We start from the raw sequence: 13,369 nt of genomic DNA on the forward strand, positions 1-13,369 counted from the left end.
TTTGATGATAATTCTATACTTCATATACGCCACATTAAGCACCTAAACGTCTAGAAGCTCTCTGATGTTTTTCTTTATTTTTTCGCAAAGTTCATCAGTCGGCAGATCATTTGTATCGTTGCCAAAAGGGTCTTCGATTTCTTCAGCGATTAGTTCAACACTTACCAAAATAAAGAATATCAGCATCACAATTGGTACGGTCCAAAGATGGAATTCTGCCATGAAGGCAAATGGCAATGTGATGGTATAGGTGAAGATAAATTTCTTGATGTACATACTGTAAGAGTATGGAATCGGAGTGTTCTTTATCCGCTCACAACCTCCTAATATGTCTGAAAACTGTTTAACCTCTTTGTCTAATACAAAAAACTGATCACCCGTGATTTTCTTGGCCTTATAGAGACTGTTAATTCTCTGGTAAAGCATAAGAGATATGGCATTGGGTACGTGTTCCTTGTCTTTCAATTTCTTGAGAAAGCCATCTTCTACAATGTCAAGATCTTCAAGGTCGACACCTTTACGTAAGTGCTCTTTCATGGCAATTACATAATTGGCTATCATTTGAGAAAAATAGAGTCTATCTTCTCGGTCATCCTCATCTAGAAAGGCAGATAGTTTTGCCGATAGATTTCTGGTGTTGTTTACCAGGAGACCCCACAGTTTACGGCCCTCCCACCATCGGTCGTAGGCAGAGTTTACTCTAAAAACCAAAAACAGACCAAGTACAATACCCAGTAATGAGTGCACCGCGGTGGTACTCATAAAATCAAGTCCCAGATAATCTATCAGGAAATAACAAATACCAGTGGTGTAAATAGCCATAAAAATAAGTGCCGGAAACAGCAACCTTATTACTTGTCGGCTATAAGAGTGAAAAATAAGTGCAAACCAGGTTTTAGGATTGTATTGGACCATTATTAGTTAAGGTTACAAAAGGAAAGGCAGCAAATTAAATCGAGTTTGATTAAAAATCAAAAATAAAGAGGCCTCATCACTGCTTTGCAACCTTTATTGACAAACAACCGTATTTAATTTATATTAGTATAATTTTAATATCATTTTAATATCACTTTCATGAATCAAGAAAAAGAAAACAAACCCATTTCAGGCTACCTGATCCTAGTTGTCGTACTTATCATACTCTTCGGGTCAATTTTTGGGATGATCGCGATGAAATCACCCATATTCATCGCAGGTATATTAGTTGCCTTGGTGATGACGCCCGGCTTCTTCTTTGTGACACCAAACGGATCTCGTGTATTGGTGCTATTTGGAGAATACAAGGGCACTGTAAAGAGTAACGGTTTCTTTTGGGTGAACCCATTCTACACAAAACAAAACATTTCTCTCAGAGCCAGAAATTTTGACAGTGATCGTGTGAAGGTGAATGATAAGGTGGGTAATCCTATACTAATAGGTGTGATTCTGGTTTGGCGAGTAAAAGACACCTTTAAGGCAGCTTTTGAAGTAGATGACTATGAAAATTTCGTACGAATACAGAGCGATGCGGCAGTAAGAAAACTGGCTGGCCAATACCCTTACGACAATTTCGAAGACAATGAAGCGGAAATTACATTGCGTTCCGGTTTAGATGAAGTAAACCATGCCCTGGAGCTCAATCTGGGTCAGCGACTTGATATAGCAGGTATTGAAGTGATTGAAGCAAGAATTGGATACCTGGCCTACGCCTCTGAAATCGCAGGCGCTATACTCAGAAGGCAGCAGGCAACAGCCATTGTAGCTGCGAGACACAAAATTGTAGAAGGTGCAGTAAGCATGGTAGAAATGGCTCTTGAAGATTTATCTAAGCGAGAAGTTATCGAGCTTGATGAAGAGCGCAAAGCAGCGATGGTCAGTAACCTGATGGTGGTTTTATGTGCTGACAAAGACATCACGCCAGTTGTTAATTCAGGTACCTTAAATCATTAATAGCTATGCAGAACTACAAATTTTTTAAGAAAGGCACTTTTGAGAGTTTTGACAAATTTGAGAAAAGACTCAATGAAGAAACGTCTAAAGGGTGGAAACCACTAGGTTTTACCAACGACCATGGTCATGCGGTAGTTTTACTTGAAAGAGTACGCTGATGGTTTACTTTAAGGAAGAACAAAAATTCAGACAATGGTGGATGTGGGCGATAATAATACCATCGGTTGCCCTTGTCATTGGCTTGTGTATAAATGAAATCTATGAGTTACAAGTTCTCAATGAATTTCCAGGTTCACCTCAATTATCACCGGAGTGGAGATTAATTATTCTTTGTGCGGCTATGATTATAACATTGGCCCTGGCTTATGGTATTTTCGTGGCCAGGTTAGAAACTCAGATAAAAGACGGTAGCATATATTATCGCTTCATTCCTTTTGTATGGCAATGGAAAAAGATTAGAAAAGATGAAATCGACAAACTTGAGGTGAGAAAGTATAATCCCATAGCCGAATATGGTGGTTGGGGCTACCGGTTCTTATTTAGAAATAGTAAAGCGCTGAATGTAAGAGGCAATATGGGATTGCAAATTTACTTTACTAACGGCAAGAAGCTACTTCTCGGTACTCAAAAACCTGATCAACTGGCTAAAACCGTTGATAAGTTCATGAATGTCAAATAAAGTTAATTATGGCTAAGAAAAAGCCTTTCGTATTACGAGTTGATCCAGATATGCTAAAAGCGGTTGAAAAATGGGCTGCTGATGAGTTTCGCAGCACTAATGGACAACTCGAGTACATCATAAACAAAGCATTGAAAGAAGCAGGCAGGGGTAAAAAGTCTAGTAAAAACGACAATTAATCTTACTTTTGCCTGCAAACCAGACTCCTATGATATTTAAAATAAATCTACTGACACTTACTTTTATTATCACCGCTTTGAGCCTGCAGGCCCAGGATTACATCGTAACACTACAACGCGATACAATACAGGGTGAGGTAGATATTTTATTGCCAGACACTTATTCAGAAAACCTGGTTTTTCAGAATGAAGATCAGAAAAAACAATTTATGGCTCAGCAGCTTTATGGAGTTTATGACGATTCGGCCATGTATAATACCGTAAAACTTTCTGATAAATACCGCCTAATGAAAGTTATTGAAGGTGGATACCTCACTTACTATCTATACAGAGCCGATCAGGCTTACGATTTCAGCCTTCCTTATTTACAAAAATCATCTACAGAAGGTATAGAAGTGCCAACCATTTCTTTTAGAAAGAAAATGACCGATTTTCTAAAGGATTGCCCTGCAGTTGTAGAAAAGATTGACAGCAAAGAATATAAAAGAGGTGACCTTAGCGAGATTGTAAGGGCTTATAATGCATGCCTAAATACAAAAACAGAAGACATTTATACCCAGGCAGCTATCGAAGAAAAAAATAGAGGAGCAAAAGAAATCATCAATGACATTATTGCTGCGGTAGATAAGAAAGACAATGCAGATTTAATCACCATGCTCAACGACATTAAAAATAAGCTGGACAATGGTGATGAGGTACCAGGCTATCTAACTACTGCCCTTAAAGATCAAACCAAAGACATGGAAGATATTCAGAAGCATGTAAACGAATTGCTTGGATTGATTAAATAATAATGGCCAGGTCACGATTACTTCTGCTTCATGGTGCTATTGGCGCTGCCAGCCAGCTTCAACCGCTGTGTGAGTCACTCAAAGATAGTTTTGAGGTTCATACTTTAAACTTTTCAGGTCATGGAGGTCGGGAATTTGCAGAGTCTTTTGGCATAGACCAATTTGCAAATGATCTGGAGTCATTTATCACCCGGCATGACTATGCACCTATAGATATTTTTGGCTATAGCATGGGTGGCTATGTGGCTCTTCACCTGGCTGCAACAAAGCCTCGTTTGATAGGAAGAATATTTACGCTAGGTACCAAATTTAGCTGGTCTCCGGAAACTGCCACAAAGGAAGTTAAAATGCTTGACCCTGAAAAGATCGCTGAAAAAGTACCGGCCTTTGCTGAAGCACTCAAGAAAAGGCACCACCCGCAAAATTGGACTGAGGTACTGGCTAAGACCAAAGAGATGATGTTGAGTCTGGGTCAGGAACCATTACTTACAAACCAAAGATTGCAACAAGTGACTCAACCAACTATTATCGGTCTTGGTGAGCTAGATAATATGGTAAGCGAAGAAGAATCTAAATTAGTAGCTGAGGCGCTTCCTAACGGCAAATTCCATTATTTTGAAGGCTTTAAACATCCAATTGAGCAGGTAGCTATTGGTAAACTATCAGAATCAATCAAATCCTTCTTCACCAATTAAATTCCTTTTATTTGACTATTCAATTACAAGCTACACTCAAGTCTCTTCTCTCATTTCTAAAATCTCCTGCAGATTCATCAAAACTGAGACAACTTACATTTAAAGAGAAGTTTCCTACCATCATTGCTCTATTGATAATCGGCCTCATTGCCAGCTTCGCTGTTTTGTTTTTGGTTTCTTTTATAGAAGAATTCGTTTCCATTGACCTTGGCAATCATGCAGTTGAGGAGATCCTAAAAGAAAACCCTGTGTTATCGGCTATTTTTGGGATTATTATCGCTCCGATTTTAGAAGAACTTCTCTTTAGATCATGGCTTACTTTTCGCAGGGCATACTTCTTTCTTTGGATTCCTATTACGTTTTATAAATGGCTCAATAAAAGCAGCGAATTTATCGCCTTTAAAAAAGTAAAGACTCAATGGAATAAGATCTACCCATTCATATTCTATTTTTCTGCACTTATTTTTGGCCTGGTACATGCCAGTAATTTCGAAAACTACATGGACTACCTGTGGTTTGCTCCATTAATTACACTCCCACAGATCATCCTTGGAGGGACCTTTGGTTATGTAAGAGTTAAATTCGGCCTGGTGTATAGTATGCTTTTACACGGCCTGCATAATTTGGTTTTGTTGGGTCCTGTCATCCTATTTACTTAGTATTCACGGAGCCACTTCGTCAATCTACTCGGAAGTCTAATATTTAAGGCCAATTCTTTCACTATTTCTCTTATTTTTGCAGCTCATTCCAAAAAGCTCAATTATTAGAAAAAATGGCAGATTACAACGTCAACGAGATAGAAAAAAAGTGGCAACAGTATTGGGAAGAAAACAGCAGCTATAAGGCTGAAGTGAATCCTGATAAACCGAAGTTTTATGCATTGGATATGTTCCCCTACCCATCAGGAGCCGGGCTCCATGTAGGCCACCCGCTTGGCTATATCGCCTCTGATATTGTGTCTCGCTACAAAAGACTGCAAGGTTTTAATGTGCTTCACCCTATGGGTTTTGATGCCTTTGGTCTGCCGGCTGAGCAATATGCCATACAGACCGGTCAGCACCCTGCCATTACTACAGAAGAAAACATTAAGCGATACAAAGAGCAGCTTAAAAATATCGGTTTCTCTTTTGATTGGGAAAAAGAAGTGCGTACCAGCGATCCTAAGTTCTATAAATGGACTCAGTGGATTTTTATGCAATTGTTTGACAGCTGGTATAACAAGAAAAATGACAAAGCTGAACCTATTTCGAAGTTAATCGAGACCTTCACCACCAGTGGTAATGAGGCGGTAGAAGCTGAGTGTGATGAAGATACACCTAACTTTTCTGCAGAGGAGTGGAATGAATTTTCTGAAAAGGAACAACAAGAAATACTTCTTAAATACAGATTGGCCTACCTGGCAAATACCACTGTAAACTGGTGCCCTGAGCTTGGTACTGTTTTATCTAATGATGAAGTAAAAGACGGTTTCTCTGAGCGTGGTGGACACCCGGTAGAAAGAAAAAATATGATGCAGTGGATGATGCGTATCACAGCTTACGCTGAACGCCTGCTGCAAGGTTTAGAAAAAATTGACTGGCCTGAGCCTCTCAAAGAAATGCAACGCAACTGGATTGGCAAATCAGTAGGCGCAGAGGTTGATTTTAAAGTTGTAGGTCACGATGAAAAGATAAGTGTGTTTACCACACGCCTTGATACAATATATGGTGTTAGCTTTTTAGTGCTTGCCCCGGAGAGTGAGTTGGTAGAGCAGCTAACTACTTCTGAGCAATCTCAAGAAGTAAAGGATTATGTCGAAGTAGCTAAAAATCGCTCAGAACGTGAGCGTATGATGGACGTGAAGCATGTGACCGGAGTATTTACCGGTGGCTATGTAGAACACCCATTTAGTGGAGAAAAACTGCCTGTATGGGTAGCAGATTATGTACTTGCCGGCTACGGCACAGGTGCAGTGATGGCGGTACCAGCCGGTGACCAACGAGATTACGATTTTGCCAAGAAATTTGATCTCCCGATCATAAAGATCAACGATGATATGGAGATCGAGGAGCAGGCCGATGCTACCAGAGATGGTAAAATCATAAATTCAGATTTTCTTGATGGACTCACACCCGATGAGGCTATCAAAAAAGGTGTCGAAGAATTAGAAAAAAGAAATATTGGTGAAGCAAAGGTCAACTACCGAATGCGTGATGCCATCTTTACCAGGCAAAGATACTGGGGTGAACCATTGCCTGTTTATTTCAAAGATGACATGCCTTACCTCATGGACGAGCAAGAATTGCCTCTTGTGCTTCCGGAGGTGGACAAATATTTGCCAACTGAAGATGGCGCTCCCCCACTAGGTAGGGCTAAAGACTGGCAAACTGAGCAAGGACATGCTATTGAAATGAGCACGATGCCGGGCTGGGCTGGCTCAAGCTGGTACTTTTTCCGCTATATGGATGCGCACAACGAAGAGCGATTTGTGAGCAAAGAAGCACAGGAGTATTGGGAGAATGTAGACCTCTACATCGGTGGATCTGAACATGCTACCGGTCACTTGCTCTACTCACGTTTTTGGGTAAAGTTTTTATTTGATATGGGCTTAGTCACCGTAGATGAGCCTTTCAAAAAATTGATCAACCAGGGAATGATCCAGGGTAGGTCAAATTTTGTGTATAGAGTGAAAAATACCAACAAATACGTTTCTTACAACCTGATAAAGGATTATGAGACTACCCCTTTGCATGTCGATGTAAACATCGTTTACAATGACGAACTCAACCTGGATAAGTTTAAAGCATGGAGAGCAGAAAATGCAGATGCTGAATTCATTCTTGAAGACGGCAAATACATTTGCGGCCATGACGTAGAGAAAATGTCTAAGAGATATTTTAATGTTGTCAATCCAGATGATATAGTTAATAGATATGGGGCCGACACATTGAGACTTTATGAAATGTTCCTTGGCCCATTGGAGCAGTTCAAACCGTGGAATACCAATGGTATTGATGGTGTATTTAAGTTTTTGAGAAAGGTCTGGAACCTCTTCCATGATGATAAAGGCAACTTCTTTGTATCACAGGAAGCGCCAACCAAAGCTGAGCTTAAAGCACTGCATAAGACAATAAAAAAAGCTACTGAAGACATCGAGCGCTACTCCTTCAACACATCGGTAAGTGAGTTTATGATTTGCGTGAATGAGCTTACGGCTTTGAAGTGTAACAAAGCTGCTATTCTTTCAGACCTCATCATTATCATTTCACCATACGCACCTCATATTGCTGAGGAGTTGTGGCATAAGCTAGGAAACGTTACGAGCATTACCGAGGCTACATTCCCTAAGTTTGATGAATCACACCTTGTGGAAAGTGAGCATGAATATCCGGTGTCTGTAAATGGTAAAATGAGGGCTAAAATGAGCTTCCCTCTCGACATGCCAAAAGAGGACATCGAAAAGCAGGTTTTGGCTTCGGAAACCATTCAAAAATGGATGGAGGGCAAAGACCCTAAAAAGGTGATTGTTGTGCCTAAGAAAATTGTAAATGTGGTTGTCTAGGCCTGTAGCCTTGACAGCCTGTTTTTAAGGTCTTGCTGACAATCTGAACAAACAGAATAGGCAACAAAAGTAGGTTTGCCCTTTGTAAAATACTTGGAAACATGTGGGTGGTCGGGTTCGTACCACCCCGTTTTGTCATTTACTCTGTTGCAAACACTACAGCGCTTTAAAAAAGGCTGTCCTTTTTCGTTTTTAACTGTTTTAAAGTCTCGTCTTTCGGCTAGTTCTTCTTCTCTTAAAATTCTATTTTCAACGCAAATCTTCCCATCTTCCTGAGGGATAATTTTCATTTCCATAAAACGTTTGCGTTGAGGTGAGTCACAACGGTAAGGCCGTGTCATCTCTTTCTTGGTATGGCGTACTCTGGATATGAGGGTGTCTAGCAGCATTCTGGTATTGTCATCAGCAATGTAGCCAAATAGATGTTTCCCTATTACCCTGTCTCGTAAAACCTTACCCCCATCATTATCCATGGCAAAGCTATTCCAATAGGAATTTGTGTCGATGATTTTATTATCCTCATCAAGCCAATATTTAGTAACCTGTTCCACGTCAATAAATATAGTAATTAATCTATCTCGATACAGGTTTAACAATATAAACGGCAAATGGATATGAATACAGGTTCAACTTATCCCCTTATCTTATTCATACCTCAACGATTTAACAGGATTTACCCTCGCGGCTTTGAGGGATTGGTAACTTACCGTGAGCCACGCAATAGCAATGGCCAGTATGCCGCTTACTGCAAAGACCCAAACATTGATTTCGATACGATTGGCAAAGTCATTCAGCCAGCTATTCATCACGTAATATGAAGGGTATATTGCCAGCACAAATGCTATAATTACAAGCTTTGCAAACTCCTTGCTCATCAAAGATGTCACACTCCACAAACTGGCACCCATCACTTTTCTGATTCCAATCTCCTTGGTGCGCTGCTCAGCCATAAAGGCGGCTAAGCCAAAAAGCCCCAGACAGGCAATAAATATAGCTACAATAGTAAAAACTGTGCCCAGGCGTTGTTCTGCTCTGAATAATGCATCAAAGTCTTCATCTAGAAACGAATATTGAAGAGGCTCACCAGGCACCATTTCATCCCAATTTGCTTCGATCGTGGCCAACACATCTTCTGGTTGCTCACCGGAAAAACGTACATATAGTATATTACCGGTTTCCGTAAATTTCAATATGAGTGGTCGCACATTTATCTTAAGACTTTCGAAATTGAAATCTTTCATGACGCCAACCACCTGTAGCTCTCTTGGCTGCTCTCCATTAAAATCTATTACTTTCTCTTCTAAAGGATTATCGAAATCAAATTCTCTGGCAGCAGCTTCGTTGATAATGCAAGCCATAGAATCAGATTTAAAATCACGCGAGAAAAAGCGACCATCAACCATTTCTATCCCAAGTGTTTTTGCATGGTCATAGTCTGTAAAATAGGTTGCCAAAATTTTGTCTTCATCATCACCGGAGGCTCTATACACAGTGGTTTGATTTACTCCTGGCACCATGTTATTTGAGAAACTGGTACCTAAAACACCCGAACCGGCATCCAAAGCATTTTTAAATGCCATTTTATTATTTTCCAGTCTATCAACATCTTCAACGATTACGATGTGTTCTTTATCTATTCCAAGATTTTTGTTTTGCACGTATTGCAGTTGCTGATATACAATAGCTGTACAAATTATTAAAACTATAGAAATCCAAAACTGAAACGTTACAAGAAAGCTTCTGATTCCTCCGCTTTTCATACCTGCACGTAGTTTGCCTTTGAGCACTTCTGTTATTCTAAAGCTGGTCAGGTAAAAAGCCGGGTAACTACCAGCTAAAAAGCCTACAAAAAGAATCAGTAAGACACCAGTTACAGCGATTATAGGATTGAGTAATGTGCTAAACATCAATACTTTACCTGACATAAGATTAAACAATGGCAAAAGTAGATACACCAGTACTACGGCTAATATTCCGGCAGAAAAAGCATAGATCATAGACTCCGTGAGAAACTGTGTAATGAGTGTTGAACGCAAAGACCCCAGCGTTTTTCTTAACCCAACCTCCTTGGCGCGCCCGGCAGATTTGGCCGTGGTGAGGTTCATGAAATTAATACAGGCCAGTATGACGATAAATAGGCCTATACCTGCCAAAATGTAGACGTAAGCCATATCTCCGGGAGGCTCAGGCTCATCTTGCATCTCAGACCTTAAGTGTATATCGTACAAGGGCATACTGAAGTAGGTGTATATCCCTCCCTCCTTTCTAAACTCTGCCAAAGACTTGCCTAAAAAGTCTTTTAATACCGGAGTCACATTACGCTCCATGATGGGCTCAAGTTTTGCATCCACATCTTCCGGACTCCCATTTTTATTTAGTACATAGTAGGTGTAGACAGAGTTATCTAACCAGGTGCCGCGATTCATCCATGCAAATGAGGCTGTGGAAATGATCGCATTAAACTTCAAATGAGAATCGCCCCGCTCATTTTCCATAACGCCTGTAACCTGATACTCCTTCTTATTATTGCCTATTGACAGGGTCTTACCAAGTGCAGATTCGTTGCCAAAATACTTTTCAGCTAGTTTTTGACTGATTACTAAACTTTGAGGATCGCGCAGCGCTGTTTCAGGGTTTCCTTCGTAGAGCTTAAAGCTAAAAACACTGAAGAAATTTGAGTCTGCGGCTACAATACCTTCTTCGTTGAAAGCTATCGAACCATTGCGAAATATCCACTCACCCATGTCATTTACGCGGGTTGCCTCCTCTACTTCGGGTATTTCGTCTACCAAAGCTCTCGACATAGGAAAGCTGGTGCTGGTGGTATATATCTCTTGTCCACCAAGCTTTCCGTGCAAGTTCATTCTGTAAATGCGTTCACCTTTTTCATGAAAATGATCATAGGTAAGCTCATCGTAGATATACATCGATACAAACAAGCAGGCTGCAATGCCAATTGTAAGCCCGAGAATGTTTATGACACTAAAAAATTTGTGTCTTGAGATGTTGCGCATAGCAACTTTCAGATAATTTTTGACCATGTTGTTATTGAGTTGTTGCACAGACAGCCCATAATTTTTGAAGATAGGTTGCCCAGTTTCTTGTAAGACGCCAAATGCGCTTAGCTGGTTGCACCATAATAAGCGAATGGCTAAAAGAAATTTACAACGGTATTTTTTGACTTTTGAATCTTGTGCGACTTAAGTCAGTGCTCACATGGTCGCATACTAATTTTCGTTTATATGCGTCTTATATTCAAATCATTCAACTCTAATGATCTCTGTCGGATTAGAAACAGCGGCATTGTAAACTTTGAGCCCTACAGTGCCTAGCGCCACAATCAATAGTAAAGTGATTGAACTTACAAATGAAAAAACGCCTGGTACAATGTGGTATTCCCAAATACTACTCAGTAGTAAGTTTGCTGCGTAGTAGCTAATGACGCAACCAAATATTGAAGCAATAACTAAAATCACTACAAACTTACCTGAAAGCAGAAAGAGTAAGTGCCGAATAGAAGCACCTAAGACTTTTCTGATACCAATCTGCTTGGTTTGCTTCATAATACTTAGAGAAACTAAGCTAAACAAACCCAGGGCCGACATCAGTGTGGCAATAAAGGCTAGGAATAAGAATAAGCTTATGATGTTTTTATTGATCAATGAAGCATTATCAAGTCCATTATCCAGGTACTCACCGGTATACATTTTATCGGGAAAGAGCTTACTCCACTCCTGTTTAAAATATTTATCAACTCCTTGCAGGTCATCGGCACTTGATTTTACCGTCATATACTTATAAGCCTCCTCTGGGGCATAACGAAGCATCAAAGCACTTACAGGATCCCAGAACCCACGCAAATAAACATCTTCTATCACACCAACTACGTAAAGTGGTATTGTGTCCCTCCAAACTATTTTCTTACCTATAGGATCACCCCACCCAAATCGCCTGACCAGCTCTTCTGATACAATTACAGATTCTCTCTGGTCAGTTTCAGAGTAATCGAGAAATTTTCTTCCTTGTAGCAATCTGAAATTGACAGCTTCCATGTAGTTATCTCCTATATGCATTATATCCACATCATGGCTCACCAGCCCGTTCTCTACAGGATCATTTATATAGCCACGATCTACGTGATGTACCGAACCAGCCAGAGTTTTAATTTTGGTATATGAGCTAACCGTGTTTTTAAATGAATTGAACTCTTCTGCCGTATCAAATTGGAGAGATATTACACCTTCGCTTTCATAGCCATATGACATCTCTTTTTGAAATATAGAGTTCTTATAAAAAACCATACCCAGCACAATTGACATTAAAGAAATAGAAAATTGTAAGGTGAGTAGTATATAGGTGATTTTTCCGGTACTTCCATACTTATTAGAGCCTTTGATAATAGCGGCCGGTTCATATTTTGTAATATAAAATGCCGGGTAAATACCAGCTAAAACCGCAGTTAATAGCAGTATGAAAACAAGAAATGAATAAAAGCTTATGTTTTCGTCAAAACTTAGACTCAGCTCCAGAAATGGCCACATCTGACTGTAGGCCGGTACCAAATAAGAAGCTATTGCCAAACTTACCACTAGCGCTGCGGCACAGAGAAGCGTGTTTTCTAAAAAGAATTGAAAACATAATTGGCTTCTCAAGCCGCCCATAACTTTTCTTAGGCCTATTTCTTTAAGCCTCTTACCTGCTATAGCAACAGAGGTATTAGTAAAATTGAAACAAGCGATAAGTAATATTAAAAGTGCCATAATGGCCGGAACAATTACGGCTGGTGGTGGTGCCGCTCTTCTAAGGCTGTGTGATAATATTTTGCCTTTAGAGGCCTTTAAACCCAGACCTGCAAAAGGCGCTATCTGATAGCTTTGAATTTTATGGTCGACACGTGCTTTATTTTGAGGTTCTAAATATTCACTCGTCAGCACTGATTCGATTTTGTCTTTATCACTCTTATTTTGAAGTTTAAAAAAGGTGAGTACCATTTGACCCCAGTCAGATGATATACCTGACCGAGTTTGATTAGCGTTCTGCAGATCTATCCAGTTTGAGATATTGGTAATAAAATATGAGCCTCCAAAACTAGAGTTAAGCGGGGGGTCTTTAAAAATTCCAACAATTTTATAGTCTTTAGGGCCTGTTTCAGACAAGTGGGTGATTTGCTTGCCTAAAGGATTTTGATCGGCAAAGTGTTTTTCAGCCAGCTTTTTACTTATGAATATACTGGCTTTATCTTTCAGGTCTGATTTTGATCCTTCCAGAATTTCGAAACTGAACAAATCAAAAAAAGCAGGATCTACCATTTTTACACCCTCAGAAAAATACTCATCGTCAACCCTGAAATTAGAGTATTCTGAGATGTACCTAGAAACAGCTGTTACTTCTTCAAAATTCTCATCAAGAATGGCTGCCAGTGGCAAAGGTGAAATACCAAATCTTTGATTTTTGCCGTTATGAATTTTCTCTGACTCTAAGCGATAAATATCAGGTGACTCATTCTTATCAAAATTTACATTAAACTCGTAGTTGAGATAAGCGACAATACAGCA

12 protein-coding genes are annotated in these 13,369 nt (G+C 39.8%); 8 read left to right on the forward strand and 4 right to left on the reverse strand.

The window, feature by feature from the left end:
* Positions 1-42 precede the first annotated feature (42 nt).
* On the reverse strand, positions 43-915 hold the full coding sequence (locus E1176_RS19845; RefSeq protein WP_155212794.1) for a bestrophin family protein: 873 nt from the start codon (positions 913-915) through the stop codon (positions 43-45).
* Between the two features lie 159 nt (positions 916-1,074).
* Here E1176_RS19845 and E1176_RS19850 point away from each other — a divergent pair, with 159 nt between their 5' ends.
* From E1176_RS19850 to leuS, 8 genes are all read left to right on the forward strand, one after another.
* A complete protein-coding gene (locus tag E1176_RS19850) occupies positions 1,075-1,929 on the forward strand; it encodes an SPFH domain-containing protein (RefSeq protein WP_155212795.1) in 855 nt (284 codons plus the stop codon).
* A 5-nt stretch (positions 1,930-1,934) separates the two neighbouring features.
* Entirely contained in the window at positions 1,935-2,087 is a 153-nt protein-coding gene (locus tag E1176_RS19855; RefSeq protein WP_155212796.1) for a hypothetical protein, read from the forward strand.
* Positions 2,087-2,608 (forward strand): hypothetical protein, encoded by a 522-nt coding sequence (locus tag E1176_RS19860; protein ID WP_155212797.1) that lies wholly within the window; start codon positions 2,087-2,089, stop codon positions 2,606-2,608. The genes E1176_RS19855 and E1176_RS19860 overlap by 1 nt, the downstream gene beginning before the upstream one ends.
* Before the next feature lie 8 nt (positions 2,609-2,616).
* On the forward strand, positions 2,617-2,787 hold the full coding sequence (locus E1176_RS19865) for a type II toxin-antitoxin system antitoxin (RefSeq protein WP_155212798.1): 171 nt from the start codon (positions 2,617-2,619) through the stop codon (positions 2,785-2,787).
* A gap of 29 nt (positions 2,788-2,816) precedes the next feature.
* A complete protein-coding gene (locus E1176_RS19870) occupies positions 2,817-3,578 on the forward strand; it encodes a hypothetical protein (protein ID WP_155212799.1) in 762 nt (253 codons plus the stop codon).
* A gap of 2 nt (positions 3,579-3,580) precedes the next feature.
* Positions 3,581-4,273 (forward strand): alpha/beta fold hydrolase, encoded by a 693-nt coding sequence (locus E1176_RS19875; protein ID WP_155212800.1) that lies wholly within the window; start codon positions 3,581-3,583, stop codon positions 4,271-4,273.
* 11 nt (positions 4,274-4,284) lie between these two features.
* The gene (locus E1176_RS19880) at positions 4,285-4,932 is read left to right on the forward strand and encodes a CPBP family intramembrane glutamic endopeptidase (protein ID WP_155212801.1); all 648 of its coding nucleotides are present in this window, start codon (positions 4,285-4,287) and stop codon (positions 4,930-4,932) included.
* A gap of 113 nt (positions 4,933-5,045) precedes the next feature.
* The gene (gene leuS, locus E1176_RS19885) at positions 5,046-7,814 is read left to right on the forward strand and encodes a leucine--tRNA ligase (protein WP_155212802.1); all 2,769 of its coding nucleotides are present in this window, start codon (positions 5,046-5,048) and stop codon (positions 7,812-7,814) included.
* On the opposite strand, the gene E1176_RS19890 is transcribed toward leuS, so the two are convergent.
* From E1176_RS19890 to E1176_RS19900, 3 genes are all read right to left on the reverse strand, one after another.
* A complete protein-coding gene (locus E1176_RS19890; protein ID WP_155212803.1) occupies positions 7,811-8,365 on the reverse strand; it encodes a hypothetical protein in 555 nt (184 codons plus the stop codon). The two genes, leuS and E1176_RS19890, sit on opposite strands and share 4 nt — an antisense overlap.
* A gap of 93 nt (positions 8,366-8,458) precedes the next feature.
* The gene (locus tag E1176_RS19895) at positions 8,459-10,855 is read right to left on the reverse strand and encodes an ABC transporter permease (protein WP_155212804.1); all 2,397 of its coding nucleotides are present in this window, start codon (positions 10,853-10,855) and stop codon (positions 8,459-8,461) included.
* Between the two features lie 219 nt (positions 10,856-11,074).
* The coding region (locus E1176_RS19900; RefSeq protein WP_155212805.1) for an ABC transporter permease at positions 11,075-13,369 on the reverse strand (2,295 nt) is incomplete at its 5' end.

The sequence above is a fragment of the Fulvivirga aurantia genome (assembly GCF_009711475.1).
GTDB classification, from domain to species: Bacteria; Bacteroidota; Bacteroidia; order Cytophagales; family Cyclobacteriaceae; genus Fulvivirga; species Fulvivirga aurantia.

Excerpts from the sequence above, each read along its gene's own strand:
- E1176_RS19845 (WP_155212794.1), bottom strand. The coding sequence starts at position 915 with ATGGTCCAATACAATCCTAAAACCTGGTTTGCACTTATTTTTCACTCT.
- E1176_RS19850 (WP_155212795.1), top strand. The coding sequence starts at position 1,075 with ATGAATCAAGAAAAAGAAAACAAACCCATTTCAGGCTACCTGATCCTA.
- E1176_RS19855 (WP_155212796.1), top strand. The coding sequence starts at position 1,935 with ATGCAGAACTACAAATTTTTTAAGAAAGGCACTTTTGAGAGTTTTGAC.
- E1176_RS19860 (WP_155212797.1), top strand. The coding sequence starts at position 2,087 with ATGGTTTACTTTAAGGAAGAACAAAAATTCAGACAATGGTGGATGTGG.
- E1176_RS19865 (WP_155212798.1), top strand. The coding sequence starts at position 2,617 with ATGGCTAAGAAAAAGCCTTTCGTATTACGAGTTGATCCAGATATGCTA.
- E1176_RS19870 (WP_155212799.1), top strand. The coding sequence starts at position 2,817 with ATGATATTTAAAATAAATCTACTGACACTTACTTTTATTATCACCGCT.
- E1176_RS19875 (WP_155212800.1), top strand. The coding sequence starts at position 3,581 with ATGGCCAGGTCACGATTACTTCTGCTTCATGGTGCTATTGGCGCTGCC.
- leuS (WP_155212802.1), top strand. The coding sequence starts at position 5,046 with ATGGCAGATTACAACGTCAACGAGATAGAAAAAAAGTGGCAACAGTAT.
- E1176_RS19895 (WP_155212804.1), bottom strand. The coding sequence starts at position 10,855 with ATGGTCAAAAATTATCTGAAAGTTGCTATGCGCAACATCTCAAGACAC.